30 protein-coding genes are annotated in these 26,037 nt (G+C 69.1%); 15 read left to right on the top strand and 15 right to left on the bottom strand.

Going from position 1 to position 26,037, the window contains the following annotated elements; translation table 11 throughout:
• Nucleotides 1-44: 44 nt before the first annotated feature.
• Nucleotides 45-422, top strand: coding sequence for a MerR family transcriptional regulator (locus tag ACFYSH_RS14555; RefSeq protein ID WP_359466515.1), 378 nt, complete (start codon nucleotides 45-47; stop codon nucleotides 420-422).
• 71 nt (nucleotides 423-493) lie between these two features.
• The gene (locus ACFYSH_RS14550) at nucleotides 494-1,447 is read left to right on the top strand and encodes a MerR family transcriptional regulator (protein ID WP_359466513.1); all 954 of its coding nucleotides are present in this window, start codon (nucleotides 494-496) and stop codon (nucleotides 1,445-1,447) included.
• A 28-nt stretch (nucleotides 1,448-1,475) separates the two neighbouring features.
• Here the strand turns inward: ACFYSH_RS14550 and ACFYSH_RS14545 are convergent, their stop codons facing one another.
• A complete protein-coding gene (locus ACFYSH_RS14545; RefSeq protein WP_359466511.1) occupies nucleotides 1,476-1,742 on the bottom strand; it encodes a hypothetical protein in 267 nt (88 codons plus the stop codon).
• Between the two features lie 182 nt (nucleotides 1,743-1,924).
• On the opposite strand from ACFYSH_RS14545, the gene ACFYSH_RS14540 reads away from it, so the two are divergent.
• Together ACFYSH_RS14540 and ACFYSH_RS14535 are read left to right on the top strand one after the other, a co-directional pair.
• Complete coding sequence (locus tag ACFYSH_RS14540) at nucleotides 1,925-2,347, top strand: PPOX class F420-dependent oxidoreductase (RefSeq protein WP_359466509.1); 423 nt, start codon at nucleotides 1,925-1,927, stop codon at nucleotides 2,345-2,347.
• Between the two features lie 121 nt (nucleotides 2,348-2,468).
• Entirely contained in the window at nucleotides 2,469-2,900 is a 432-nt protein-coding gene (locus ACFYSH_RS14535; protein WP_359466507.1) for a VOC family protein, read from the top strand.
• 59 nt (nucleotides 2,901-2,959) lie between these two features.
• Here ACFYSH_RS14535 and ACFYSH_RS14530 read toward each other — a convergent pair whose 3' ends face one another.
• Together ACFYSH_RS14530 and ACFYSH_RS14525 are read right to left on the bottom strand one after the other, a co-directional pair.
• The gene (locus ACFYSH_RS14530; RefSeq protein ID WP_359466505.1) at nucleotides 2,960-3,727 is read right to left on the bottom strand and encodes an NPP1 family protein; all 768 of its coding nucleotides are present in this window, start codon (nucleotides 3,725-3,727) and stop codon (nucleotides 2,960-2,962) included.
• A gap of 397 nt (nucleotides 3,728-4,124) precedes the next feature.
• Nucleotides 4,125-5,168 carry a hypothetical protein gene (locus ACFYSH_RS14525; protein WP_359466503.1) on the bottom strand — a complete coding sequence of 348 codons (1,044 nt, stop codon included), beginning with the start codon at nucleotides 5,166-5,168 and terminating at the stop codon, nucleotides 4,125-4,127.
• 294 nt (nucleotides 5,169-5,462) lie between these two features.
• On the opposite strand from ACFYSH_RS14525, the gene ACFYSH_RS14520 reads away from it, so the two are divergent.
• Nucleotides 5,463-5,957 carry a GNAT family N-acetyltransferase gene (locus ACFYSH_RS14520; protein WP_359466501.1) on the top strand — a complete coding sequence of 165 codons (495 nt, stop codon included), beginning with the start codon at nucleotides 5,463-5,465 and terminating at the stop codon, nucleotides 5,955-5,957.
• A 93-nt stretch (nucleotides 5,958-6,050) separates the two neighbouring features.
• Here ACFYSH_RS14520 and ACFYSH_RS14515 read toward each other — a convergent pair whose 3' ends face one another.
• Together ACFYSH_RS14515 and ACFYSH_RS14510 are read right to left on the bottom strand one after the other, a co-directional pair.
• Nucleotides 6,051-6,896, bottom strand: coding sequence for a PepSY domain-containing protein (locus ACFYSH_RS14515; RefSeq protein WP_359466499.1), 846 nt, complete (start codon nucleotides 6,894-6,896; stop codon nucleotides 6,051-6,053).
• Between the two features lie 179 nt (nucleotides 6,897-7,075).
• Nucleotides 7,076-7,330 (bottom strand): DUF5133 domain-containing protein, encoded by a 255-nt coding sequence (locus tag ACFYSH_RS14510; RefSeq protein WP_359466498.1) that lies wholly within the window; start codon nucleotides 7,328-7,330, stop codon nucleotides 7,076-7,078.
• A 274-nt stretch (nucleotides 7,331-7,604) separates the two neighbouring features.
• Between ACFYSH_RS14510 and ACFYSH_RS14505 the strand changes: the two genes are divergently transcribed.
• The 6 genes from ACFYSH_RS14505 to ACFYSH_RS14480 all read left to right on the top strand — a co-directional run bounded on the left by ACFYSH_RS14505 (nucleotide 7,605) and on the right by ACFYSH_RS14480 (nucleotide 12,549).
• Nucleotides 7,605-7,859, top strand: coding sequence for a DUF6296 family protein (locus ACFYSH_RS14505; protein WP_388752591.1), 255 nt, complete (start codon nucleotides 7,605-7,607; stop codon nucleotides 7,857-7,859).
• Between the two features lie 141 nt (nucleotides 7,860-8,000).
• Nucleotides 8,001-8,762: a DeoR/GlpR family DNA-binding transcription regulator gene (locus tag ACFYSH_RS14500; protein ID WP_359466494.1), complete on the top strand. Its 762-nt coding sequence runs from the start codon at nucleotides 8,001-8,003 to the stop codon at nucleotides 8,760-8,762.
• Nucleotides 8,759-9,706 carry a 1-phosphofructokinase gene (gene pfkB / locus ACFYSH_RS14495; RefSeq protein WP_359466492.1) on the top strand — a complete coding sequence of 316 codons (948 nt, stop codon included), beginning with the start codon at nucleotides 8,759-8,761 and terminating at the stop codon, nucleotides 9,704-9,706. The genes ACFYSH_RS14500 and pfkB overlap by 4 nt, the downstream gene beginning before the upstream one ends.
• A gap of 82 nt (nucleotides 9,707-9,788) precedes the next feature.
• On the top strand, nucleotides 9,789-11,771 hold the full coding sequence (locus ACFYSH_RS14490; protein WP_359466490.1) for a fructose-specific PTS transporter subunit EIIC: 1,983 nt from the start codon (nucleotides 9,789-9,791) through the stop codon (nucleotides 11,769-11,771).
• A gap of 53 nt (nucleotides 11,772-11,824) precedes the next feature.
• Nucleotides 11,825-12,112, top strand: coding sequence for an HPr family phosphocarrier protein (locus tag ACFYSH_RS14485; protein ID WP_359466488.1), 288 nt, complete (start codon nucleotides 11,825-11,827; stop codon nucleotides 12,110-12,112).
• 2 nt (nucleotides 12,113-12,114) lie between these two features.
• A complete protein-coding gene (locus ACFYSH_RS14480; protein WP_359466487.1) occupies nucleotides 12,115-12,549 on the top strand; it encodes a protein phosphatase in 435 nt (144 codons plus the stop codon).
• Nucleotides 12,550-12,574: 25 nt separating this feature from the next.
• Here the strand turns inward: ACFYSH_RS14480 and ACFYSH_RS14475 are convergent, their stop codons facing one another.
• Together ACFYSH_RS14475 and ACFYSH_RS14470 are read right to left on the bottom strand one after the other, a co-directional pair.
• Nucleotides 12,575-12,862 carry a hypothetical protein gene (locus tag ACFYSH_RS14475; protein WP_359466485.1) on the bottom strand — a complete coding sequence of 96 codons (288 nt, stop codon included), beginning with the start codon at nucleotides 12,860-12,862 and terminating at the stop codon, nucleotides 12,575-12,577.
• A 122-nt stretch (nucleotides 12,863-12,984) separates the two neighbouring features.
• Entirely contained in the window at nucleotides 12,985-13,416 is a 432-nt protein-coding gene (locus ACFYSH_RS14470) for a DUF2000 domain-containing protein (protein ID WP_359466483.1), read from the bottom strand.
• Between the two features lie 88 nt (nucleotides 13,417-13,504).
• Here ACFYSH_RS14470 and ACFYSH_RS14465 point away from each other — a divergent pair, with 88 nt between their 5' ends.
• Entirely contained in the window at nucleotides 13,505-14,308 is an 804-nt protein-coding gene (locus ACFYSH_RS14465) for an AraC family transcriptional regulator (protein WP_359466482.1), read from the top strand.
• On the opposite strand, the gene ACFYSH_RS14460 is transcribed toward ACFYSH_RS14465, so the two are convergent.
• The 6 genes from ACFYSH_RS14460 to ACFYSH_RS14435 form a co-directional block, all read right to left on the bottom strand.
• Complete coding sequence (locus ACFYSH_RS14460; protein WP_359466480.1) at nucleotides 14,278-14,814, bottom strand: DUF664 domain-containing protein; 537 nt, start codon at nucleotides 14,812-14,814, stop codon at nucleotides 14,278-14,280. The genes ACFYSH_RS14465 and ACFYSH_RS14460 overlap by 31 nt on opposite strands.
• An 80-nt stretch (nucleotides 14,815-14,894) precedes the next feature.
• Nucleotides 14,895-15,194 (bottom strand): alpha/beta fold hydrolase, encoded by a 300-nt coding sequence (locus ACFYSH_RS14455; protein ID WP_359466857.1) that lies wholly within the window; start codon nucleotides 15,192-15,194, stop codon nucleotides 14,895-14,897.
• Nucleotides 15,195-15,273: 79 nt separating this feature from the next.
• A complete protein-coding gene (locus ACFYSH_RS14450) occupies nucleotides 15,274-15,576 on the bottom strand; it encodes a hypothetical protein (RefSeq protein ID WP_388752584.1) in 303 nt (100 codons plus the stop codon).
• Between the two features lie 155 nt (nucleotides 15,577-15,731).
• Nucleotides 15,732-16,445: a DUF4230 domain-containing protein gene (locus ACFYSH_RS14445; RefSeq protein WP_359466479.1), complete on the bottom strand. Its 714-nt coding sequence runs from the start codon at nucleotides 16,443-16,445 to the stop codon at nucleotides 15,732-15,734.
• A gap of 101 nt (nucleotides 16,446-16,546) precedes the next feature.
• Nucleotides 16,547-17,062, bottom strand: a complete 516-nt coding sequence (locus ACFYSH_RS14440; RefSeq protein ID WP_359466478.1) for a DinB family protein — start codon at nucleotides 17,060-17,062, stop codon at nucleotides 16,547-16,549.
• 112 nt (nucleotides 17,063-17,174) lie between these two features.
• Nucleotides 17,175-20,126, bottom strand: coding sequence for a glycoside hydrolase family 48 protein (locus ACFYSH_RS14435; protein WP_388752580.1), 2,952 nt, complete (start codon nucleotides 20,124-20,126; stop codon nucleotides 17,175-17,177).
• Between the two features lie 508 nt (nucleotides 20,127-20,634).
• On the opposite strand from ACFYSH_RS14435, the gene ACFYSH_RS14430 reads away from it, so the two are divergent.
• Complete coding sequence (locus ACFYSH_RS14430) at nucleotides 20,635-22,377, top strand: glycoside hydrolase family 6 protein (RefSeq protein WP_388752577.1); 1,743 nt, start codon at nucleotides 20,635-20,637, stop codon at nucleotides 22,375-22,377.
• On the opposite strand, the gene ACFYSH_RS14425 is transcribed toward ACFYSH_RS14430, so the two are convergent.
• On the bottom strand, nucleotides 22,374-23,096 hold the full coding sequence (locus ACFYSH_RS14425) for a VanZ family protein (RefSeq protein WP_359468675.1): 723 nt from the start codon (nucleotides 23,094-23,096) through the stop codon (nucleotides 22,374-22,376). The two genes, ACFYSH_RS14430 and ACFYSH_RS14425, sit on opposite strands and share 4 nt — an antisense overlap.
• A 61-nt stretch (nucleotides 23,097-23,157) precedes the next feature.
• Between ACFYSH_RS14425 and ACFYSH_RS14420 the strand changes: the two genes are divergently transcribed.
• The gene (locus ACFYSH_RS14420; protein WP_359468672.1) at nucleotides 23,158-23,658 is read left to right on the top strand and encodes a tetratricopeptide repeat protein; all 501 of its coding nucleotides are present in this window, start codon (nucleotides 23,158-23,160) and stop codon (nucleotides 23,656-23,658) included.
• Nucleotides 23,659-23,902: 244 nt separating this feature from the next.
• Here ACFYSH_RS14420 and rpmG read toward each other — a convergent pair whose 3' ends face one another.
• The gene (gene rpmG, locus ACFYSH_RS14415) at nucleotides 23,903-24,067 is read right to left on the bottom strand and encodes a 50S ribosomal protein L33 (protein ID WP_103515106.1); all 165 of its coding nucleotides are present in this window, start codon (nucleotides 24,065-24,067) and stop codon (nucleotides 23,903-23,905) included.
• Between the two features lie 464 nt (nucleotides 24,068-24,531).
• On the opposite strand from rpmG, the gene ACFYSH_RS14410 reads away from it, so the two are divergent.
• Nucleotides 24,532-25,965 (top strand): SpoIIE family protein phosphatase, encoded by a 1,434-nt coding sequence (locus tag ACFYSH_RS14410; protein WP_359468668.1) that lies wholly within the window; start codon nucleotides 24,532-24,534, stop codon nucleotides 25,963-25,965.
• Nucleotides 25,966-26,037: the final 72 nt, after the last annotated feature.

The raw sequence follows: 26,037 nt of genomic DNA, 5'->3' as shown, positions 1-26,037 counted from the left end.
GGCCTGTGACGGACGCCACAGAACGTGGCCGACATGGAGGGTTCATGCGGATCGGGGAGCTCGCGTCACGGGCGGAAGTAAGCGTCCGCTCCCTGCGCTACTACGAGGAGCAGGGGCTGCTCACCAGTACCCGCAGCGGCAGCGGGCAGCGACACTACACGGACGACCAGCTCGAGCGGGTCATGTTCATCCAGCGCCTCTACGCGGCAGGCCTCTCCAGCCGCACCGTCTTCGAACTACTCCCGTGCGTCGACGCGCCGAGCCGGGACAACTCCGACGCCGCCCTGGAACGGATGGCGCTGGAGCGCGACCGGCTCAGCCGGCACATCGCCGATCTCGCTGTCACCCGGGACGCACTCGACGCGCTGATCTCCATAGCCCGTGCCCATCGCGAACAGCTGCGGGACACCATGGCCGGCTGAGTGATCAGGACCACGCGCCGCTGCCGCAACCCGCTTGAGTCTCCATCAGGTGGAGACTGCAAGGTGGAGTCATGGACGGCGACGCGCTCTTCTCGATCGGTGACCTCTCCCGGCGAACCGGGCTGACGGTGAAGACCATAAGGTTCTACTCCGATGCGGGGATCGTGCCGCCCACCGGCCGGACCTCGGCCGGGTACCGCCTCTACGACATCGACGCGATGAGCAGGCTCGGCCTCGTGCGTACGTTGCGCGACCTCGGGCTGGACCTGACCGTCATCAGGCAGGTTCTCGACCGGGAGGTCACCGTGCCTGACGTCGCCGCGGCGCACGCCGACGCCCTCGACGTGCAGATCCGCGCCCTGCGCCTGCGCCGGGCGGTGTTGAGGACGGTCGCCGAACGCGGGAGCACACCGGAGGAATTGGACCTCATGCACAGACTCGCCAAACTTTCCGAGCACGAGCGGCAGAAAGTGGTCACCGACTTCATCGACGACGCCTTCGGCGGCCTCGACGCCAACCCCGACTTCGTCGCCTTCATGCGGTCGGCCATGCCACAGTTGCCCGACGACCCGGCTCCCGAGCAGGTGGAAGCCTGGATCGAACTCGGCGAGCTCTGCCAGGACGCGGATTTCCGCGCCGCAATACGACGGATGGCCGAACATCAAGCAGCCCAGCGGGCGGTCGGAGACACCACCGGACTGCACCACGAGCTGACCGAGTCGGTACGCGAGGAAGTCGGCAAAGCCCTCGCCGCGGAAATCGACCCGACGTCCGCCGAGGCGGCGCCCGTTCTCGATTCCCTCACCGCGCTCTACGCCGACGCCTTCGCGCGCCCCGACGACACCGAGCTGCGCCGCTGGCTGATCATCCGGCTGGACACGGGCTCGGACCCTCGGGCGGAGCGATACTGGCAGCTTCTCGCCACGGTCAACGGATGGCCGGTGCCACCCAGCTTGGCACCGGTCTTCACGTGGTTCATCGCCGCGCTGCGTACGGGAGCCGGCGAGGGTACGACACCCGGTTGACCGGCTCACGAGCGGGGAGGCGGACAGGTCAAGGGCTGTCCGCCTCCCAGACCCAGCGTTCCGGGTCGGCTCCCACGGGCCCGTACACGGCGTGTCCTCCCGCCCCGAACTTCCCGAGCTCCGTGCCGAGCGCAGCGCCTGCGACGAGGCGCTCCCCGGGCCAGCCGGTCACGTCCAGCAACAGCCCGTCCAGCGGGCCACCCACCAGTTCCACGTAGACGTGACCGGGCCGGGGCCCCGGATCGGGGTCGTCGTGGTCAGCGCCGTAGACGCGACGCCTCATCAATTCGTCCATGGCCCCAGCATCACAGCCACCACTGACATCCGTCGCCGGTACGTGGCTGCTCGCCGCGGACGCGCTGCGTGGGGCGGTACCGGACGGCACACCCGTCGTGTGGCAGCGTGGAGACGCGCCCTCTGAATCATCCGGTGGTTCACCGTCACACGGAGGGCGCAGCACGAGACAGAGGAGAGAACATGTCCAAGCCGCCGCTTCCCGACGCCGCGGTAGCCATGCTGCGCAAGCCCAACCCGGCTGTGATCGCGACCCTCCGTTCGGACGGGCAGCCGGTGTCCACGGCCACCTGGTATCTGTGGGACGACGGACGGGTGCTGGTCAACATGGACGAGGGCCGCAAGCGCCTCGACCATGTCCGCCGGGATCCGCGGGTCACCCTGACCGTGATCGACGAATCCGACTGGTACACCCATGTGAGTCTGATCGGACGCGTCGTCGAGATGAGCGACGACGAGGGTCTGGCCGGCATCGACCGGCTGTCCCGGCAGTACCTCGGCCAGCCGTACGCGGATCGTGACCGCGCCCGGGTCAACGCCTGGATCGAGATCGACCGCTGGCACGGCTGGGGCGGCTTCCGGGACAGCTCCCAGGCGGCGACGTAAAGGGTTCGGGACGTCCGAAGTCACTGCGGGTGCGCTCTGTGTGCGCCGTCCCGCCCCACTGTCCCGGCTCCGCCGAGACCAACCGATCAGCCAGGCGCACTGGCTCTGCTGAGGAGGCTCCATGAACTGGACACTCGAGGTCATCCCGGTACCCGTCACCGACATGGACCGGGCCAAGGCGTTCTACACCGAGAAGGCGGGCTTCACGCTGGATCTGGACGACGAGGTCGCCCCCGGTATGCGCATCGTCCAGATGACGCCACCGGGCTCACGGTGCTCGATCGCGCTGCTCCAGGGGATGCCCGCGTTCCCCGGGGAGAAGGCGATGGCGCCCGGCACACTGCAGGGCCTTCAGGTCTGCGTGACGGACATCGTGGCGGCACGCGAGGAGTTGACGGGCCGGGGCGTCGAGGTTTCCCCGATCCGGCATGTGGGAGCGACGGGATGGGAGGAAGGAAAGGGCGACACCTGGAATTCGTTCATGTCCTTCGCGGATCCGGACGGCAACGGATGGATGGTCCAGGAGGCTCCTTCCGAGCTGTCCGCCCGCTGACACTTCGACGGGGCGGGCGGGCGGGACGGCACCGCCGCCCGCCCGCCCCGCCCCCCTCGTCAGGCGTTGGGGTCGAAGGGGATTCCGGCCGGGAGCGCCTTGTTCAGATGAGCGGCGAAATTGCCGTCCTTGAGGCCGAATACCGCGCTGCCGAAGTTCGCCTGGACCAATTTGTCTCGCAGGCCGGCCGGGTATCCGTTCCAGCCGACGAGACCGGGGAACCGCCACTGGTGGTAGTGGTTCTCCGGCGGCTCGTCGTTGGAGTTCGCCGGACGGAAGCAGTGGGTGCTGGCGCCGTCCTTGTGATAAACGATCTTGGGGTGGGTTCCGTCCCAGCGGATCTGGTCACTGGAGTAGACGTCGAAGTCTCCGTGGGCAGAGGTGGCTACATAGCGAGCCTCGTTGTTCTGGACCCACACCACGACGTGCTCCCAGTCGTGCCGGTGCCCGCCGAGCCCGCTGCCTGCCACTGCCTGGTCCTTCTCGAAGTAGAGCCCGTACATGACCGCGCACCACCCGTTGTTGCACTTGGAACGGGCGTAGCCGTTGGTGTTGTCCAGGTCCACCGCGTCACGGCAACTGCCGTTGACCGCACCGGTGGTGTTGAGACCGGTTGCGATGGTTCCGTCCACGCCGATCGCCGGCGTGGGATAGCAGCCGTCGGTGTCGTAGTCGTACGCCGGCTGGAAAGCCTGCTCCATGGCGTCCGCGTTCGCGGGCAGCGCGGTCGGCGGAGCGGCGAGCGCACTGCTCGCGGTGGCGATGACCAGTGCGACGGCACTGGTCACGACGAGGGTGGCCTTGCGTATCGGTGCGCTGCTTTTCACTGCGTCCTCCGGGTCGGGCGCGTGGCTGTGGGGGGGGCACGCGCGGCTATGCCTGGCATGCCCACCGCAAACGCCTTGAACCCTGCTGACGCGCCTAGTTCAGCGCGGAACTGCCGACGTCGATGTGGCCGGGACACCCCCGCTGAACGGGCACTTACCATCGTCCGTACGCCACTTCTCGGACCGGTGTACGTGGCTCCTCCCCCTCATGAATGAGGGGGCTTCTCGCTATGCCGGGTCGGCGTCGCGACGGACCAGCCCGGCCCGTAGAACGTGGACAGCTCCGACTGCTGTGGCCGCACGAGACGCAGTGGAACTTGTCCTGTGCCCCACGCAAGATCAAGGGGTGGCGTCAGGGGCGGGGCGCCGTGAAATCGTCACAGCGCCCGGCCGCATCTCAACGTGCCCGTACGGCTCCGGGGGTGGAGACGCCGGGCGAGCCGGCCTGAGTGGCGGCCTTGCCCGGGCGCAATGTCCAGGGCACCGGATCGGTGTTCATCAGCCACCCGTCGGCGATGAGCCGACGGATGACGAAGATTCGCAGTTGCCTTGACATCTTTCCCCAGCTCAGAGCCTCGCAGAGCTGTTTGACGGAAGGGCCGTGGCCGTGCGCCGCACGGAACTCGGCGGCGAACTCGGCGGCCACAGGACCCTGATCCGGATGGGTGGCCGCCCACGTGCTGTAGGCCCTACGCACCTTCTCCTCGCACTGAGCGGGAACCGCCTTGCGCATGAAGGCTTCCGACACCCTGGCCGTGGTCAGGGAACACTCGGGGCAGCGTTCCACCGCTTCGACGTGCCTCCGCAGAGCCACGCTCGCCCGGTCCTTCCACTCTTCCCAGCTCAGCTGCTCCTCCTCCGGCTCATCGCGGGTGACGGGCGGGATGTCGGCCGGGGGACGCGTTCCGGACAGATGCCGCACGGCTTCGGCCAGCAGATACCGATCGCCGTCCCACTCCTGCAGAAAGCCCTTGGTGAGCAGGTCGGGCAAGGCGGCCCTGCATTCCTCGGGCAAGTGGGCGGGCAGCGTACCGTGTTCGTCCGCCGGTCCGTACGCGGCCAGGAACAGCGCGGCCAGCCGTGCTGCGGTCGAGGTCTTCTTGACCGGCTTGGCCGAAAGGGTCCGAACCGTCCAGCCCGACACCCTGGAACGCATCACCTTCCCGAAGGGCAGCCGGGCGTCGGTCCGGTCGGCGAGGTCCGGCACGGCGACCCCCACAGGGGTGACGAGGTCTTCGCCGAGCAGCGCCTCGTACCCCTGCCAGCCCAGCGCACCGAGGGCGGTGACGGCTGCCCCTGAATCAGCCAGGCGGAGGGAACGTACGTCCTGGCCGGTGAGATTACCGATCCCGCTCCGGGCCGCCCGGATGGCGACGACCACCGCAAGAAGCTGCGCATCGGGCCCCTTCAGGGGCAGCGTTCCCACGTAGGCCAGGAGCATACGGGCGGCTTCCCCCTGGCGGGGCGTCAGCAGAAAGGGCTTCGGCTGCGCCGCCGGGGCGGGCGGGGCGGACGGTGAGCTGGGAAAGGAAGGAGGCACGTCCTGTACAACGCGCGCGAGGGACTGAGGTCACCGTTCGTACTGACGTATGAACAAACGCGCCCATCGGCCGACGACATGAACGTGATGACGAGTCCACCACGCCGTCGCCACCTTCTCGGCACGGCGTGACGCGTCCTGCGACAGCGACCGGCTGCTTCATCCGTCCGTCCGGGGTCTGGATATGGTCGCCCTATGACCGTCCTTGAGCGACTTCGTCCTGATCACGCTCCGGCTCTGCTCGCCTTCGAGCAGGAGAACCGCGCCTACTTCGCCGCTTCGGTCCCCGACCGGGGAGACGCCTTCTTCGCGGGGTTCGCCGCGCGGCACGCCGAGCTGCTCGCGGAACAGGAGGCCGGGATGCACCACTTCCACGTACTGACGGACGGCGTGGGGGCAGTACTGGGGCGGATCAACCTGGTCGACGTCGCCGACGGCTCGGCCGAACTCGGGTACCGCGTCGCCGAGAGCGCGGCGGGACGGGGACTGGCCACGTCAGGCGTGCGCGGGATGTGCGCTCGGGCCTACACGGAGTACGGCCTGACCGCTCTCCGCGCCACGACGACGGTGGACAACGCGGGCTCGAGGGCGGTGCTGAGACGTACGGGCTTCGTGGAGGCAGGTGCGATCACTCTGATGGGGAAGCCCGGGCTGCGCTTCACCCGTCATCTGGCCGGCCCCGGCCACTGAGCCCTGGGGACCGCGGCACCGGCGCACGCCCGGAACGCGCATCGGTGGCACACCGCGATGCGGCCGCCACCGATGTGCCCGTTCGTACTGTGATCAGTCGTCGTCGACCTGCTCGTCCGTGATCGTGCCCTTGGCCGCGTCCACGTCGAAGGTCGTCCTCTTCCAGTCCTTGGTGACCACGTCGACCTGCCAGACCAGGATCTGGCTGTCGTTCTCGTCGAGGCCGATCGAGGTGACCCAGCCCTTGGTCTTGTCCGTGGCGACCTTGGCGGCCTGCTCGGGGGTCTGCGTCGCCTTGGCGATCCGGTCCGCGAGCTCCTGCTTGGCGGCGTCGCTCTGGTCCGCGTCCGGAGCGGAATCGATGACGTCGCCGGACACCGCGTCGATGGTCACGTTGTGCGCGGTGCCGTCCTCCTCCACGACCTCAGCGACCCACTTGGGGCTGCCGGAGCTGCCGCTCGGGCTCGGGCTTCCGGTACCGCTCGGACTCCCGCTGGCCTCGGGACTCGGGCTGACGCTACCGGTCGGGCTCGGACTGCCGGTCGGACTGGGACTGCTGGTGGCGTCGTCCTCGTCGTCGAGGCCCTCGAGGTCCAGATCGGTCAGCTTGCCACCGGACACCTCACCGACGGCCGTAGTGGCGGCCTTGTCGAAGGTGATCTTGACGGTCGACAGCAGTTCCTTACGCTCGGTCTGGTCCGCGGTCAGCTGCGCGGTCCCGGAGGGGCTGCCCGAAACGGTCCCGGAGGGGCTCGTCGTCTGGTTCGGAAGAACCTTCGCAGCCTCTGAGGTCTCCGCGGCTGTCCGGTCACCACTGTCCTGACCACAGCCGGTCACGAAAGTGGCGGCGAGAGCGGCGGCGCACAGGGCGCCTCCGGCGAGGCGGAGCCGGTGGGTACGCGGGGAAACGGTCTTGGTTCGGCGGGGCTCGAATCTCATGCCTGCATGCCTAGCCGCCTCCGCGAACAGTCATGTTGTCCGACCGGCGGGTGTCACCCGTTCGACGGTGCCATCCGCCCGTTCGGCGTGTCGTGCGGCCGGGCGCCCACTGGTCGTCCACACGAACGAATGGTGCCGGCTCAGAAGAACCGGCACCATTCCTACCGGGCTGCGCGGCGTCAGGCCGTCAGCTGCACCTCGGCAGACCTCGACGACGGGCTCAGCGACCCCGCCGACGGAACGGCGCGCAACTGCGCCGCCGCGGCGGCCAGGGCGTCGGGCACGGTCCTGGTTCCCGTCGTGACGCAGAGGGTGTACGAGACGTCTTCGAGTCGGCGGCTGCTCTCTGAAGTGCCCAGTCGCACATGGGTGCTTCGCAGTGTCTCGTAGCGCTTGACGAGACTCCGCAGCGTTGCGGGATTGGCCATCAGCACGGCAGTTCCTCTCCACAGGGCGGCCGGGAGCCCGTAGGCCCCGCGCCGACGAAGTCCGATCGCGCCGGCGGGACCCGCCTGGCGTCACGGGCGGCCGTGCGAGCTGACAGCACGCGTCCGATCCCTTGCAGACGATGGTCACCCCGCCTCATCCTTTCCGCATCCGCAAGCACGGACGGTCACATGACCGTGCTCGCGAAGCGCCGTACGGTCCGGTGGGAAACAATGGAGTGAACGGGCGAGCGGCAATGTCGGCCCGGTCGGGAGGTCGGTCATGGACTATCCGGAGAGTTACGAGCTCATATTCCAGGCGGGCGGTGCCGAGGACGACGTGGTCGTCGTCCATCTGACGGCCCGCTCGGGTGCGGGCGGTTACCCGGTCTACGAGGACGAGACCGGGATCGTGCGCGCAGAGATCAGCGAGCGCAGCGAGGTGCGCATGCTGGCGAGCGGTGGTCATCAGGTTCTGGGCGCACCACTGCTGGCCCGTCCGCTCGGTCCGAGAACACCCACTCACGGCATCGGCTGAGAGGGGGGCGGCACCGCCGAACCGCCCTCACTGAAGTCCGTTCACGCCCACACCTCGCCCGAATGTGTTTACTTTCCCGAGGCATGGTCGTAGTCTGCCGGTGAAACCACAGACTCGGGCATGAAACGGAAACGTAACCATATGTACGCACCGGAGCGGCAGCAGGAGATCCTCCGCATCGCCGGCGAGAGCGGACGCGTCGATGTGCTGTCCCTGGCGGAGCGGTTCCAGGTGACGGCGGAGACGGTCCGGCGTGACCTGAAGGCTCTCGACCGGGCGGGGCTCCTCCGCCGGGTGCACGGCGGTGCGATTCCGGCCGGACGGCTCGGTTTCGAGCCGGACCTCGCCGAACGCGACACCGTGGCCGCCGACGAGAAGGACCGCATCGCGGCCGCGGCCCTGGGCGAACTCCCTGCCGAGGGCAACATCATCATCGACGCCGGGACAACGACCGTCAGGCTGGCCGCCGCCGTCCCGATCGACTCGCACCTCACCGTCGTGACCCACGCCCTGCCCGTGGCCGCTCGTCTGTCCGACCACCCGGGGGTCGACCTGCACCTGGTCGGCGGCCGGGTCCGGCACCGTACCCGGGCGGCCGTCGATGCCTGGGCGCTGAGCGCGTATGCCGAGATCAACGCCGATGTCGTCTTCCTCGCCACGAACGGCCTTTCCCTCGAAGGCGGCCTGACCACCCCGGACCTTGCCGAGGCCGCCGTCAAACGGGCCGTGATCACGGCGGCCCGCAGGGTGGTGCTCCTCGCCGACTCGGGCAAGTACGGGCAGGAGCACTTCGCGCGCTTCGGTGATCTCTCCCACGTCGACCTGCTGATCACCGATACGGGCCTGAGCCCCGAGGACGCCCGGTTCATCGAGAACCGGGGCACGGAAGTGGTACGCGCATGATTCTGACCGTCACCCCCAATCCGAGCCTGGACCGCACGTACGAACTTGCAGGACTCACCCGTGGCGCCGTCCTGCGGGCCACGGCCGACCGTGTCGATCCCGGCGGCAAGGGCGTCAACGTCTCCCGCGCGGTCGCCGCCGCCGGACACCGTACAGTGGCCGTCGCACCGTTGGGCGGGCCCGAGGGCGCGCTGCTGGCCCGGCTGCTCGGCGAACACGGTATCGAGGCCGCCGGCGTACCGATCGCCGGCAGCACCCGTGTCAACATCACCCTCGTCGAACCCGACGGCGCACTGACGAAGGTCAACGCCGCGGGCCCCGAGATCGGCCCTGCCGAGGCCGAGCACCTGCTGGACACGGTCCACGCCCGGTCGGCCGGCGCGGACTGGATCGCCTGCTGCGGGAGCCTGCCGCGCGGACTGTCTTCGCAGTGGTACGCGGAACTGGTCGCCCGCAGCCACCGGACCGGCGTCCGGATCGCTCTCGACACCTCCGGTGCGGCGCTCGTGGCGGCGCTGGCCGAGCGGCCGGACGTGATCAAGCCGAACACCCAGGAGCTCGCCGAGGCCGTGGGCCGTCCGCTCGAGACGGTCGGTGACGCGCTCAAGGCGGCGCAGGAGCTGTGCGAGCTCGGGGCGCGGTCGGTGCTCGCCAGCCTGGGTGCCGTCGGCCAGCTGCTGGTGGAACCGTCCGGAGCGTATTTCGCCGTCGCGCGGGTGGATGCCGTCCGCAGCGACGTCGGCGCGGGTGACGCCTCGCTCGCCGGGTTCCTATCCGCGGGCGGGACGGGCCCGGAGGCTCTGTCCGCCGCGGTGGCCCACGGCGCGGCAGCCGTGCAACTGCCGGGCAGCGCCATGCCGACCCCCGCCGACCTCGCCCCGTCCTCGGTGGCCACCACCGGGGACATCCCCATGGACCTGGCACTCATCGAGCAGGCCCCATGACCGTCGGCATCCCTGTCCAGCCGCAAGACTCCCCCCCGTCCCCCGCGCCGCCCCAGGGCGGTCCACGAGCAAGGAGCCCGCGATGAATGAGCTGATCACCGCGGAACTGGTCGACCTCGCACTGTCCGCCGAGACGAAGAGTGAGGCTGCCCGTTCACTGGCCGAAAGGATGGTCGCGGCCGGCCGTGTCACCGACCTCGACGGCTTTCTCGCCGATGTGGCGGCCCGCGAAGCCCAGATGCCGACCGGTCTGGACGGTGGCATCGGTATTCCGCACTGCCGGAGCGAGCATGTCGCCGCGCCGACACTGGCCTTCGGCCGCAGTCCCCGGGGTATCGACTTCGGTGCTGCGGACGGACCTGCGGATCTCGTCTTCCTGATAGCCGCGCCCGCGGGAGCGGACGACGACCACCTCACGATTCTGTCGAGCCTGGCTCGGCGGCTCATGGATCCGGAGTTCACGGACGCGCTGCGGGCCGAGGCCGACCCTGCCGCCGCGGCGGCCCTGATCAGGGGTGAGGAGATTCCCGCGACGGTGGTACCGGATCCGGAGGAAGCGGCTGCGGCGGAGGCGGGGGCGGTGGAACCGTTCCGCATCGTCGCCGTCACGTCCTGCCCGACCGGCATCGCGCACACGTACATGGCCGCCGAGTCGCTGGAGGCCGCCGCGCGGGCCCAGGGTGTCGTGCTGGACGTCGAGACGCAGGGCTCTGCCGGGTTCGAGCGGCTGGATCCGGCGGTGATCGCCGCAGCGGACGCGGTCATCTGGGCGCACGACGTCGACGTGCGGGAGAAGGCACGATTCGGCGGCAAACCGGTGGTCGACACGGGTGTGAAGGCCGGGATCAACCGGCCCGCCGAACTGATCGCCGAGGCCAGGCGCAAGGCCGAACGGGGAGAGATCAGCGGAGTTGCCACCGAGCCCGACGGAGCGGAGGCGGGCACGGGCGGTGCAGCTGGAGCATCCGGGCACTTCGGTGTCCGGCTGCGGACCTACCTGATGTCCGGCGTCAGCTACATGGTGCCGTTCGTCGCGGCCGGCGGCCTCCTCATCGCTCTCTCCTTCGCCATCGGCGGCTACGAGATCGCGAGCGCGAAGTCGGTGGCCGACCACTTCGTCTGGGGCGAGGCGGACAGCTGGGCAGCCTTGCTCAACCAGATCGGTACCGCCGCCTTCGGCTTCCTGGTCCCCGTACTGGCGGGATACATCGCCTACGGGATGGCTGACCGGCCGGCGCTGGTCCCCGGATTCGTCGGCGGCGCCATCGCGCTCACCATCGACGCCGGCTTCCTCGGCGGTCTGGTCGCGGGTCTGCTGGCCGGTGCGGCGGTGATGGCGATCCAGCGGGTGAAGGTGCATCCCACCCTGCGCGGCATCATGCCGGTGCTGGTGATCCCGCTGCTCGCGTCGATCGCGGTCGGTTTCCTGATGTTCATCGTGGTCGGCAAGCCGATCGCCTCCCTCCAGAACGCCCTCACCGACTGGCTGAACGGGCTGTCGGGCTCCAATGCGGTCATCCTGGGCGTCGTCCTCGGCCTGATGATGTGCTTCGACATGGGCGGCCCGCTGAACAAGGTGGCGTACGCCTTCGCCGTCGGCGGGCTGGCCGACCCGACGCCCGGGAGCCTCAAGGTCATGGCCGCGGTGATGGCGGCCGGCATGGTTCCTCCGCTGGCGATGGCCCTGGCCACGACCGTGCGACGCGGCCTGTTCACCCGCACCGAGCAGGAGAACGGCAGGGCGGCGTGGGTGCTGGGTGCCTCGTTCATCACCGAGGGCGCGATCCCGTTCGCCGCGGCCGATCCCCTGCGGGTGATCCCGTCCGTGATGGCCGGCGGTGCGGTCACCGGCGCGCTGTCCATGGCCTTCGGCTGCACGCTCCGCGCCCCGCACGGTGGCGTGTTCGTCGTCCCTCTCATCGGCGAGCCGTTCCTCTACCTGCTGGCGATCGCCGCCGGCACCGCGGTGTCCACCGCTCTGGTGGTCGCCCTCAAGGGCGTGCGGCGGGACCCGAAGAGCGCGGCCCGGGCCGACGCCGGGTCCGATGTCGCCGTGGCCGCCTGATGACTGCCCCCTTCCCCGAACCGCAGCTTCCCCTCATCCCAGGAGTGAACCCCGTGTACCAGCGCACCGTCTCCGTCGGGTCCCGTAGCGGCCTGCACGCCCGCCCCGCCTCCCTCTTCGTCCAGGCCGCCATGCGTCAGCCGGTCACCGTCACCGTGGCACGTGAGGGCAGCGATCCGGTCGACGCCCGAAGCATGCTCTCGGTGCTCGCCCTGGCGGCTCAGCACGGCGATCTCCTGGTGCTGTCCGCCGTGGGCGAAAGCGCGCCGGACGCCGTCGAGGAGCTGGCTAGCCTGCTGTCCCGGGACCTCGACAGCAAGGACCCCGACAGCGAGGGCTGAGTATGGCGAGGACGTGGGATCCGGACACTGAGGGCGTCTTGCGGCTGCCGTCGGCACGCCTGGTCCGTGGCCGCGGTCTGAGGCGCCCTCTCCCAGCAGGACCCGCACCCACCTTCGCGGTCCATCTGCTGGGCGGCACCCCGCCCCCGGTGGGCTGGGAATCGCGATGGCTGCGCTGGCCCGACTTCCGTCTGCCCGCCGACAGGGAGGCGGCGCGCTCCGTGATCGAGGAGGCGTGGAGGCGGGCTCCGGGCGAGCGGGTCGAGTTCGCGTGCGGAGGCGGCCGGGGACGGACCGGTACGGCTCTGGCCTGCCTGGCCGTGCTGGACGGGGTTCCGGCGGAGGAGGCCGTCTCCTACGTCCGCCGGAACTACCACCCCAAGGCGGTGGAAACCCCTTGGCAGCGGAGGTATGTGATGCGCTTCGCCGAAGGATGAACGGCTGCCGCGCCAACCGTGAGACTCACTCCACCATGTGCGGAGCCGGAACCGTGGCTCCGCCGCCGGCGCGTACCGCCTCGACGACGTTCTGATGGAGGGATCTGCTGGCTTCCTCGGACGGGCACGGCACCGGACTGCCGGCCAGTGTGAACCAGTCCGAGGCGCCGCTGTACTGAACAGCCACCTCGGCCTGCTCTTCGGTCCACGTCGTGTGTACGGTCAGATCGCCGCTCACGACACCTACCTCTTCGGTGCGCACTCCGCCGGTTCCCGCGAAGACACCGAGGGTGGTCCACGATGCCCAGTTCATGACGCGTCGCCTTTCGGGACAATGACAAGCCTGTCAAGCGGACTTGCCTCGAGTATGGCACCGGAGGCCATCACCCGCACGGGTGTGCCCGTGCGTAACTGTGCGGTGACGCCGGGCGCCGGTCAGGGGTGCATCGACGCGCCCTTGAGGATCTTGTCGACCGCGTTACGCGGCCCGTACACGGCCAGTCCCACCAGGTCCATCCCGTCCCTGCGCACCGCCCGGACGGCCGCCCTGTTGGCCTCGTCGTGGCCGGTCGCGAAGAGGTCGGACGTGAACACGGCCAGGGTGGTGCCCCTGCCGACCGCCCTGGTGTGCGCGGTGCTCAGGAGTTCCTTGGATCCGGCGAACACGAGAACTGGCTGCCGGAACATGGGCAGGTACGGGGTGTCGTCGGCGTCGGCATAGGGGCCACCGATCACCTCGGGCATCTGTGTGCCGAGGCCGCTCACCAGGAAGGCGGTGACGTTGAGGCGCTGCCAGGTCTCGAGGTCGTCGCGGAGCAGCACAGCGATCTTGGTGTCGAAGCGGACGGGTGCGTTGTCGTCGGTCATGCGAGGAGTCTGCCGAGCCCGGCCGTCGGCCGTCTTGTACGAAGTTTGCAGGCCGGTGCGGACGGTGAAGCTCTTGTACCCTTCCTCCATGGGTGCACGTCCGGACATCACCGCGTGGCGTCCGCGCGTCGAGGGAATCGACGAGGTCTTCCACGCACACTTCGCCGATCACGCGTATCCCATGCACACGCATGACGCATGGACGCTGCTCATCGTCGACGAGGGAATGGTCCGTTACGACCTGGACCGCCATGAGCACGGGGCGCCCAGTTCGGTGGTGACGCTGCTGCCCCCGCACGTTCCGCACAACGGCGATGCGGCGACACCTGGAGGGTTCCGCAAGCGTGTCCTGTACCTGAACACCGCACAGATCGACGCGAATCTCGTCGGGCGCGCGGTCGACCGGCCGGTGCTGCGGGATCCGCGTCTGCGCCGGCGTGTCGACCAACTCCACCGGACACTCGAGCGCCCCGGGGACGAGTGGGAGGCGCAGAGCCGTCTCGCGCTCGTCTCCGAACGGCTCGCCGGGCACCTGCGCGACGAGGCGGCCGCACCGCAGGTGCCCGACCGCCGGGTCGCGCACGCGCTCCGGGATCTGCTCGACGAACGCTACGTCGAAGGGCTGACGCTCCGCGAGGCGGCGGAGCGGCTGCACACCCATCACACGCACCTGGTGCGTGCCTTCAGCCAGGAGTTCGGCATGGCCCCGCACCAGTACCTGACGGGGCGCCGCGTCGATCTGTCCCGGCGTCTGCTGCTGGGTGGTATGCGGGCGCCGGAGGTCGCGGCCTCGGCCGGCTTCTACGACCAGTCCCACTTCTCCCGGCACTTCAAGCGTGTGGTCGGGACCAGCCCGGGACACTACGCCCGCACCGGATCCGCGGCCTGCTGACGGCGCTCCAGCGCGCCTCGGACGAATGCCGCCTGACCGGCGTGCTGCAGGTCGTCCCCGATGACGCTGATCAGCCGCACACCGAGGGTCACCGGCGGTGACCACGCCTCGTCCACGATGCGGTCCAGGGCACGGCCGTCGAGTCCCCGGACGAACGCGAGGGTGTGTTCGTGCACGGCGTCGAAGTAGCCGAGGAGGAGATCGCCCGAGGCCACCTTCACGGCCCCCACCTCCGCGCTGCTGTGGCCGTAGCCGGTCGAGCCCTTCTCGAGGGGCAGTTCGAAGCGGGACGCCCAGTCCTTCGCGAACCAGATCTGCTGGGTCCCCGCCGCGTCGGCGACGTGATCGTCCTGGACGCGTGTGAGGTGCCACACGAGCCAGGCGATGGTATTCGCCTCGTCGTCGAGCCGGGCGTTGAGGTCCTCGGGAGGGAGATCTTCGACGGCGGCGTGGACCGCTTCATGGATACGTTCGAACGCATCGGCGAGAATGCCTGCACTGTTCATACGACCACCATGGCCGGTCCGTGGGTGGGGCCCCGACTTCGACACGCGCCGTCACGCGTGCACGGTGTGCGGCCACTTCGTCAGCAGGGCGTTGACCTCAGCGGGGCGCTGAGCATGGCTGCGGCCGTGAACATGTCCGGGCCGGGGGCCGAGCACCGACCGTAGCCGCGTGCGTCGACAGCGACCGCACGGAAGCCCGCCGCGGCAACGGCGGACAGATGGTGACGCCAGGAGTACGAGGTCTTGGGAAATCCGTGGAACATGAGGACGAGGGGGCCGGTCCCCTGTTCCAGGAGATGGCTCCGGCCTCCGGGGACGTCCACCAGCCGGTGGACCGCTCCGGGAACGGTGGTGGAGGGCTCGGCAGCGGGCTGCGAGATGGTGTTCTCCTCGGACTTCGGAGCCGGTCCGCGCGACCATCGTCCGGCGCTGCGTACCGCTGACCGAGGAAACGCGCCGTTACGGCAAGTGCCGCAGCCGTCGGACGAGCAGGCGCGAAAGGTGCACGCAGGCCGACGCCTCGTCCGGGTGGCGGGCGATCATTTCGTATGTGCCGCGTTCGCAGGCGCCGGTCTCCCACGACCCCGTCGGGGACTTCCCCGGATGCGGGAAGTCCGGTGGTGTGGGAGCCGGTTCGTGCACACCTTCGATGCCGGTGATGGCCGTCGGCCACACCTGCCGCCCGAAGTGCCGCGCGCTCCCCCCGGTGTTCCACAGCCGGTACTGCGCGCCCGCGGCAGTGAGGTGGACGTGGTCGAACAACCGCTTGATGTTGCGTCGCGATGCTGCCCTGCGAGAGCCCGTACGGCTCGGCCACCTCGTAGTCGCGGTGGTCACCCGGGGTAGCGGCATCGCGGGTGTCGGGCCTCGCTCCGGCGAGGGTGGGGCAGGCCACCCGGGTTGGTGGAGACGGGGGGTCAGCCCGACGGATCGGTGTAACGCACGGTGACCGTGTCGAATCCGAGTGAACCGAGCAGGCCCTTGAGCATGGAGGCGGTGTTCTTCTCGGCCCGTTCCGTGAGGCCGCTCTCCTGGGCGGCCTCTCCGATGTGCCGGGCCGCCAGCTTGTTGACTGCCTGCTCGCTGCCGGGGTTGTCGGAGAAGAAGTCGCCGAGCCGGTCGAGGAGGCCACGCTGCTTGGACACGGCGTAGGAACGGTCCGGGTCCAGGGCGGGCTTGCCCAGCACGGCGCGAGGCAGGACGAGTTCGGCCGTGGTGCGGTCCTCGTTGACGCTCACGCCGTCGGGCCCGACCTTGCCGAGGTCGACGGAGGCTCCGACGGTGCCCGCGCCGACGTACAGCGTCCTGGTGCCCCGGATGGCGTCGGGCAGGAACTTGGCATCCTTCTCCAGGTCGACGACGACCTGGAAGTTGCCGGACGCGGCCTCGTACGCGCTCATGTCCTGGATGGACTTGAGCACTGCGGGCCCGGAGCGGTCGGTGGTCTCCTCCTCGAAGAGACCACCGAACCCCGGTAGCAGGCTGATCCTGGAGCCGAGGACCAGCAGGACGAGCGCCGCCGCGCACACGCCGGCGAACGGCAGGCATCCTCGCAGAGGGGCGCGGCGACGCGGCGTGCCGCCGCAGCCCGGGTCCCCGGTGCCTTCTGTCCTTACGTCGGTGGACGTCATGTCTTCCGTGTGACCCCGTCCGCCGGTTTCAGTCCGGCCGGCCGGCAGATTACGCCAGATCCTGTACGGGACCGTGGCTGTTGTCCGAGGCTTGGGCGGACTCAGGCACCCGTGGTGCCGTCCAGACGTTCTCTCAGCAGGTCGGCGTGCCCGATGTGGCGCGCGTATTCGGCGATCATGTGCACGTACACCGTGCGCAGTGAGTAGACAGAGCCTTGCCGGGCGAAGGTGGTGTCGAGTGACGCGGCCGCGGCTGCCTCGTCGGCGAGGCGGATCTCCTCGACGAGCCGGGCGTAGTCGTCGGGGGCCCGGTCCGGTGAGAGGTCCTCGAAGTCCGCGTCCTTGCCCTTGTCCGGGTCGTACATCGGGGGTGCCGTCAGGCCCGCGAGCCCCTCGCGGAACCAGATGCGTTCGACCTTGGCCATGTGCCGGATCAGGCCGAGCAGGGTCAGACGGGATGGCTCGACGGTCTGCTCGGCGAGCTGTCGGCCCGTCAGGCCCGCGCATTTGCGCAGCAGTGTGCTGCGGTAGAAGGCCAGGAAGGAGGTCAGTGTCTCGCGTTCACCGCCGGCGAGCGGTCCGGTGGTGCGGGTGGCTGCAGGAGCTGTCCATGTCATCGCGTGATCATGCCTCCCGCCGTCGGGGTCACGCGAGGCCCCGGCCGGACGAGCGGGGTTCCGGCCGCCGGCTTGTGGCCGGCGGCCGGAACCCCTGGGGTGACGCGTTCACTCACTCCAGGAGGTCGGCATACGCCCCCAGGGCCAGTGCGACGTCGGTCTGTGCCCAGAACCGGTGGTAGGTGAAGACCGGAGCGGCCCCGCCGTCCAGGTAGGCCTGCACCTTCGGCCAGTTCGGATCGTCCTCGTAGAACGACCGGATCGAGAGGAACGTCGAGTCGTTGTCGATGGTGTCACCGTTGGGCATCGCGCCCGTCCAGCCGTTCGGGACGTACACCGGGTCGTCGAACCGGTTGTAGTCGGCGCGGGTCTCGGGGACCGCGACGCCTGCGTCGTCCTGATAGTGGCTCCACATGCCGTCGAGCAGCCCTTCGGCTGTTGCCTTGGCCTCGGTGTCACCGGACTTGGCGGCGTAGTAGGTCAGCGTCCTGGCATAGGCGCCGGCCACCCCGACGTCGTTGGTGTAGTCGGCGACCGTGACGTGCAGTCCGGAGTTGGCACCCGGACTCGACGCGTTCCACGTGTCGGGCGCCCCCGACCACTTGAGGGTGGACGGCATGAGATAGGTGCCGTCCGGGTTGATGGTCGTCTCGGACAGGGCCCAGTCGACCCACTTGTCGAGCACGGCTTTGGCCTGGGCGTCGCCCGACTCGTGGTAGTACTCCGCGACGCGCTCCATGGACCACGCCTGGAAGCCGAACCACTGATTCGACGGGGGATCGTGGTAGACGGGCTTCTCGTCGTAGTACATGCCGTGGAAGGTCGGAGTACCGGCCGGGGGCTGGGCGTAGCTGCCCTTCCAGCTGTTGGTCGCACCGCCCGCGATGGCTCCCTCGTCGGACTGGAGCCACTGGTAGAAGTCCATCTGCCGGTCCAGGCTCTTGGCCCAGTCCTGCTGTCCGGTCGCCGACCTGGGCTTGAGGTCGGCGACGGAGCTCAGCGCGTAGGCCGCCATGGGGTTCTGGTAGCCGCCGTGGGCGTGGCTGGATCCGATGCGCCAGGACCAGGCAGCCGAGGTGTCGGTGGCACCGCCCCAGGCGTAGTACCAGGACATCAGGTAGTGCGCGCTGTCCTTGCCGCTGCCGGCGGGGCAGGTGGTCGGGCCGACGCAGTTGCCCACCTTCTTGAAGTACTTGTCGAACATCGCGTAGCGGAGGTAGTCGCCCATCTTCGCCGCCTTGGCGACGGTCGCCGAGACCTCGCCCGACTTGCCCTGCTCCTTCGCCCAGACGTCGGCCCAGTAGGCGGCCTGCACGGCACGGGCGTCCGCGTCCGGTGCGTTGGTGAACTTCCACTGCTTGGCGTAGGAGGCGTCCCCGGTGAACAGGTCCAGGTAACCGTTGTCACCGCCATAGGTGAAGTTGTCGCAGGTCGGGTGGGTCACGGTCTCCCAGACCGACTCCTGTGCCCCGCGCTGGAAGGTGTTGATGTACGAAGGCCCTGTCTCGGTGGAGCCGGCCGAACACTTCCCGGGGGTGTTGCCGTACCCGTATACGTTGTCGACATCCTGGATCCAGTGCATGCCGTAGATGTCGTCGGTGCCGTACGCGCTCTTCAGCTCCGAGGCGATCGGGTCCGAGCCGGAGGCCGCCGAGCCGTCGAGGACGGCCGGGTACTCATCGGGCGTGTCGTGCTCGGGTGCGTAGGTGGCGGGCTTCGAGGCGTTGTACGAGCCGTTCGTGGGCTGGTCGGCGTGGGTGGGGATCATGTACGTCTCCATGGTTTCCCACGCGCCGTTGAACTTCTCCCAGTCACCGGTGATCTTTCCGTACATCGCCTGGAGCCAGATCAGATAGCTGTACGCCTCCGACGTCGTCTCGTGTCCGTGGTCGGGGGCCTCGACGATCAGGGTCTCGACGGAGTGGTAGGGAATGCCCTCCGAGGAGAAGTAGCCGTTCGCCGGGTCCGTGATCTTTCCGTACAGGTCGAGGAAGCGCGCGTCGTAGTCCTTCGCCGCCGCGACCTGGGTGACGGTGACCTCGGCCGTGCTGTGGCCCGGAGCCGTCACCGTGAAGGTCGCGGCTCCCGTACCGGATGCGTCGGCCGAGACGGTCACCTTCTGGGCCGTGGACCAGTTCGACGGCGTGAAGGTGAGGCTCGCGCCGCCGGTGACGCTCAAGCCCGAGTTGCCGGCGGTTCGTGCCACCGTGACGGTGACCGCCGAGGAGGGTGCGGTGGAGAGTCTGACGTCGAAAGTCGCCGACTCGCTCTGTTTGACGCCCAGTTGCGAAGGCGTGGCGACCACGGCCGGACCTGCGACGACAGTGATACCCGCCGGGGTCGACTCCGCCGATGCGCCGAGGTTGTCGTACGCCCTGGCGTACACCGAGTGGCCGCCGACGGACAGCCCTTCGGCGTCGAAGGTGTAGGGAGACGTGGTGTCCGTGCCGAGCAGCTCGGTGTCGTCGTAGAACTCGACCTTGTTGATCCCTGCCCCGTCGGCGGCCGCCGCGGTGGCGGCCAGGGGGACGGTGTCACCGGCGGAGAAGACGGCACCCGGCGCCGGACTGGTGAGGACGGTGATGGGCGGCTGGTGAGCACCCACGCACGCCGTGCCGTTGATCGCGAAGGCCGACGGCGCGGCGTTGGTACCGCTGTAGGTGAATTGCGCACCCGTCGTGACAGCGGCCCCGGCTGCGACGGAGCCGTTCCAGCTCGCGTTCTTGACGGTGACGGTCCTGCCCGCCTGGGTCCAGTTCCCGTTCCAGCCGTTGGCGAGCTTCTGGTTGCCGGTGTAGTCGTAGGTCAGGGTCCAGCCGTCGATAGCGGCGGAACTCCTGTTGGTGACGGTCAGTTCGGCACTGAAGCCCGAGCCCCAGTCATTGGTCCTGTAGTCGACGCTGCATTGGACGGCTGCCGCCTGAGCCGGTGCGCCGGCTGCCGCTGTCATTCCCACGGGGAGGGCCGATGCCGCCACGAGCGCGGTCCACAACCGTCGTCTCCCGGTTCCGGTTCTTCCGGGTCTCCTCGGTAACCAGGTTCTTCGTGCGCGTCCCGATGGCATGCGCAGTACCTCCTCGCGGCTCGGCGATATGGGGGGTGTGCAGGGTTGAGCACAAGCCTTGAACCAGTGGGAGCGCTCCCAGCATGGGGACGAGGAAAAAGAGAGTCAAGACACTTGAAGAGTCGAATAATTTCGACAACAAGAGTTGGGAACTGGTGTGTTGACCGACACCACTTGACGCTCTAACGTCAAGCCACACCAGTGGGAGCGGTTCCACAGTCGACGTGCCGTAGGGGGCACGTCCGATCTGCGAGCACCGTTCCCCGCACGTGCCGCACCTGTTCGGACTGCTTCCCGGAGCAGTGCCCGACATGGCCGGCAGCGCGCTCCGCACCTCGGATCCGACCGGCTCCATCGGTCCGGCGTATCCCCGTCCCCACCCTGTACCACCCAGGACCGCTCCACGGCCCGGTCCTTGATCAGCGACTACGACGGTATCCCCACCCCGTACGGAATCGGGCTGCGTGATCGCCTGCGCGCCCTCGACAGCTGAGGAAACGGAATTCGTATGAGCCGCACGAGCCGCACCACCCTGCGCCGGTCCCGAACGGCGCTCATAGCCGCAGGAGCACTCGTCGCCGCCGCGGCGGGCTCCGCTGCGGCGGTGGCTCCCTTCGGGGCCTCCGCCGCAGCAGCAGCAGGCTGCACAGTCGATTACAAGATCCAGAACCAGTGGAACGGTGGCCTCACCGCCTCGGTCAGCGTCAAGAACCTGGGCGACGCCGTATCCGGCTGGCAGCTGCAGTGGTCGTTCGCGGGCGGCGAGCAGGTCAGCCAGGGCTGGAACGCCACCGTCTCGCAGAGCGGCACCACCGTCACCGCGAAGGACGCCGGCTACAACGCCGCACTGGCCACCGGTTCCTCCGCCACCTTCGGCTTCAACGCGACCGGCAACGGCAACAGCACCGTGCCCGCGACCTTCAAGCTGAACGGCGTCACCTGCGACGGAGGCACCACGGGGCCGACCGATCCCCCGGACCCGACCGATCCGCCCGCGGGCGAGCAGGCGGACAACCCCTATCAGGGCGCCAAGGTCTATGTGAACCCGGAGTGGTCGGAGAACGCCGCAGCCGAACCGGGCGGCAGCCGGATCGCCGACCAGCCGACGGGTGTGTGGCTCGACCGCATCGCCGCCATAGAAGGCGCCAACGGCGGAATGGGCCTGCGTGACCACCTGGATGAGGCGTTGACCCAGAAGGGCTCCGGCGAACTCGTCGTCCAGCTGGTCATCTACAACCTGCCCGGCCGCGACTGTGCGGCCCTCGCCTCCAACGGCGAGCTCGGCCCCACCGAGATCGGCCGGTACAAGACCGAGTACATCGACCCGATCGCGGCCATCCTCGCCGACGAGAAGTACGCGGGTCTGCGTATCGTCACCACCGTCGAGATCGACTCCCTGCCCAACCTCGTCACCAACGCGGGCGGCCGGCCCACCGCCACGCCCGCCTGTGACGTCATGAAGGCCAACGGCAACTACGTCAAGGGCGTCGGCTACGCGCTCAACAAGCTCGGCGACGCGCCGAACGTCTACAACTACATCGACGCGGGCCACCATGGCTGGATCGGCTGGGACGACAACTTCGGCGCCTCCGCCGACATCTTCCACCAAGCCGCGACCGCTGAGGGCGCGACCGTCAACGACGTGCACGGCTTCATCACCAACACGGCCAACTACAGCGCCCTCAAGGAGGAGAACTTCTCCATCGGCGACGCCGTGAACGGTACTTCCGTACGACAGTCCAAGTGGGTCGACTGGAACCGCTACACGGACGAGCTGTCGTTCGCCCAGGCGTTCCGCAACGAGCTGGTCTCGGTCGGCTTCAACTCCGGCATCGGCATGCTGATCGACACCTCGCGCAACGGCTGGGGCGGTGCTGACCGGCCCAGCGGTCCGGGCGCCACCACCAGCGTCGACACCTATGTGGACGGCGGGCGCTACGACCGGCGCATCCACCTGGGCAACTGGTGCAACCAGTCCGGCGCCGGCCTCGGCGAGCGGCCGCAGGCGGCCCCGGAAGCCGGCATCGACGCGTACGTCTGGATGAAGCCGCCGGGGGAGTCGGACGGATCCAGCAAGGAGATCCCGAACAACGAGGGCAAGGGATTCGACCGGATGTGCGACCCGACGTACACGGGTAACGCCCGCAACAACAACAACATGTCCGGCGCCCTGGGCAACGCCCCCGTCTCCGGGAAGTGGTTCTCCGCCCAGTTCCAGGAGCTCATGAAGAACGCCTACCCGGCGCTCTAGGCCCCATGTCGGCGGGGACCGGGCGCTCCCCCGCCCGGGCCCTCCCGACGGCTGCGCCACCTGTCGAGCAGAGCGCGTCCGCGAGCCACCGGCGCGGACGCGCTTCGGCGTGCGGCGGGCTCGGCCCCGCTCCCGCCACCCCGCCGCACGGTCCTCCTGTCAGCCGGTGCGGTCCTGGCGGGGGTCCGCGGTGCGGGCTTCGCGGTGTCAGCCGTCTCCACGGCGGCCGGTTCGTCCGTGAGCGCGTGATAACGGTGGCTGATGCGGCGTCCCACCACCGCGTACCCCAGCAGCGCGCCGGCCGTGTTGAGGATGACGTCATCGATGTCGAAGGCCCGTCCCACCACGAGCGCGCCCTGGATGAGCTCGACGACCGCCATGACCAGGACGGTCAGCACAGTCATCCGGAGCATCCGGAGCCGGCGCGGCACAAGAATCGGCAACAGCACGCCGAACGGTGTGCCGAGCAGGAGATTTCCACCGGCCTGCTTGCACGCGCCAAGAAAGGTGTAGTCCTGCGCGTACTGGCGCAGGGACCGCCCGGGGCTCAGATTGGACGTCACGACGTCCTCCGACGCCGGGGACGGTGTGAGCGTCACCTTCGCCAGGACCACGGAGAACGCGACGAGCGCCACGAACGCGGCGATCAGCGCTGCCGCGCGCAGCAGCACACGTCCGACATTCCTGCGCCGTGCACTACGATCTGCCTCTGCTGTCATGGCGGAACGAGTTCCCCGAACCCTGACGGCCACACCCGGCGCCGGGTGCGACCATGTGCGCATGAGCACACAGAAGAAGGACGAACTGCTGGCGGAAGCCGTGCGGTTGCGGGAGCAGGGCCATCCCGAACAAGCCAGGGAACGCCTTCTCACCCTCACCGCCACGTTCCCCGACGCCGTGGACGTCGCCTATCAGACGGCCTGGGTCCATGACGTGCTCGGTCTGGAGGCCGAGGCCGTGCCGTACTACGAGCGGTGCCTGCAGGGCGACGGCCTGTCCGAGGAGCAGCGCCGCGGAGCCCTCCTGGGTCTCGGCAGTACCTACCGCGTCCTGGGCAGGTTCGGACAGGCCGTCGAGACGCTCCGGCGTGGGGTATCGGAATTCCCGGACGACGGCGCGCTACGGACCTTCCTGTCCATGGCCCTGTTCAACACCGGTGAGCACCACGAGGCCATGCGGCTCCTGCTGCGCCTGGTAGCGACGACGAGCGACAGCCCCCATGTTCAGCAGTACCGTCCAGCCATCGAGTTCTACGCGGAAGACCTCACACGGACCATGTGAGCGTGGGCCGCAGCGGGTGACAAAGGGGAAGCCCCGGCCGGATCGGGGGAATCCAGCCGGGGCGGCTTGTGTGCGGACGTGAAGGCGGACTCCGTTCAGCGGGTTCCGGCCCTCACTCCCACGTATAGATGAACGATAAAACACCGTGCGCCGTTCCCGTACATCGGCCCCCTGGGGTGTGATCCACACCACGACTACGCAGGTCGGGGCGCCTCCGGCTGCGGCAAGGTGATGCCGTCGATCGTCAGCGGGCCTCGCGGAACACGACATGACGCCCTGCGGCCGGGTCGAACTTCCGCAGCTCCAGCCGGTCGGGGTCGTTGCGCCGGCTCTTACGCGTCACATAGGTGTGGCCGGTTCCGGCGGTGGACCGGAGCAGGACGACGGGCCTGGTCTCACTGCGCGCCATGGGACCTCCAGACAGGGTTCCGACCCCGCCCCCGTAATGGGAATGGGTGTCGTTTTTGCTTCTGACTCCCCCAACACGAACGAGTGCACCCTCATTCCCGCTGTCGAATGAGTGCCCGACGTACCCTCGAGCGGCACGTCGAACCCTTCAGCGACTCACGGCTTGATCGGCCGTACCTGCCGTCGGTCCACACCTCCACATATGCACTGATCCCGACCGGTGCGAGCCGCGCAGGACCGCACGCGCGGGCGTACGCCGATCGGCTCGCGCCGGGCGACTTGCGTCAACTCCCCGTCGAACGCGAGGGTATTGGTCGCACCCTCACCTCAGTCAGCCGACGGCATATGCCGGAAGCAAGAACGTGCCGAGTGTCGCCAAACCCCTTACGGGGCTCGTAAGCCTGTGCAACAGTCGTGTTCGGTCCACCCCACGAACCGGCCGTACCGCCTGTATCGGAGTACCAGATGCCGTCCCATCTGTCTGCGGACCGCCCCGCCCCCCAGCCGCCCGAGCGGGACGCCGTCGATGCCCTGATCAACCGGACCCGACTGCTGCGCGGCGATGTGGACGCCGTGCGGCGCGACAGTTCCGTGACCGACGACGACGATCCGCAGCTGCGCTGGCAGCGAGCTCTCTGCGAACTCGCCGTCCATCAGCTCGACGACCTCGGTGAGCACCTGGGACAGCTACGGGACGGCATCCCCCGTGCCACGGCCGCCGAGCCCGTGGGAGAGGACTCCGCGGAGGCACCGACCGCGTCGCCGACGGGCTCGCTCCTCAGCAGAGTGGGCAGTGCCGAGTGGAATCTGCTCACCGATGAGGTCAGCTGGTCCGACGAGCTGTATCAGATCTTCGGCAGGGCCCCGGGAACAGGAGCGCTGTCCCTCGACGAGCTGCCGTCCCTGCTCCTCGCGGAGGACCAGCCCCTTCTGACCGCGATGGTGACCGACTGTCTGGTGGACGGCAGGCCCATGGACGGCGAATTCCGGATCCTGCTGCCCGACGGCGGTATGCGCACACTGCACATGATGGGTGAACCCGTTCTCGACGCGGACGGCTGCACCGCTTCGATGTGGGCCGTCCTGCGCGACGTCAGCAGGCTGCGGCGCGGCCAGCACATCGTGAGCAGGACTCGGGACACTGTGCGACGCCAGGAACAGGTGGCCAGGACCGAACACCGGATGGCAGTGGAACTGCACGAGGCAGTCCTTCCACCGTGGCGCGGCTCGCTGCCGATGTCCGGCCAGGGCGCGAGCGGCCTGGACCTCGCGGCCCATTACCTGCCGTCGGGGTCGAGCGACCTGATCGGCGGCGACTGGTACGACGCGCTGCCGCTGCCGGACGGCCAGACCCTGCTCACCGTCGGTGACCTCACCGGCCACGGGATCCCGGCCACCTCGGCCATGGCGATGCTGCTGGGCGCGCTGCGCGGTATGGCCGTGGCGGGCCTCGCCCCGGGAACGGTCATGGGCCATCTGAACGAGCTGATCGAATGCTCGGCGCAGCCTGCCCTGGGCAGCGCCGTCTGCTGCCGTTTCGACTCCGCGAGCGGCACACTCGTCTGGGCGCAGGCGGGCCACCCCGCGCCGCTGCTCTTCCGCAACGGAGAGGGGCGTCCTCTGCCCGCGCCGGACGGGGTGCTGCTCGGAGCGGCATCCGGAGTCGCCTACGAGCAGGACCAGGTGGACCTGCTGCCGGGCGACGTGCTCGTACTGCACACCGACGGGTCGACACGACGGAGCGAATGGAGCGCCGGCCCGGAAATGCTTCTGGGACTGGCACCTCGGTTCGCGCGGGCCCGTACAGCACAGGACTGCGTACGGATCCTGGTCGAGGAGCTCGGATCGACCGAACGTATCGACGATGCCTGCTTGTTGGTGGCCCGCGTCGAGCCGTGAGGAACTGCTCGATCACCCCGTACCTGTGGGAGGTCTGCGACACGGCTGATCTGTCCGGCCCGGGACGGCCCG

It is taken from the genome of Streptomyces sp. NPDC005791 (assembly GCF_042871485.1).
Lineage (GTDB): Bacteria > Actinomycetota > Actinomycetes > Streptomycetales > Streptomycetaceae > Streptomyces.
Note: the sequence above shows the minus strand (reverse complement) of the source record. Positions and strands in the feature narration are given on the sequence as shown.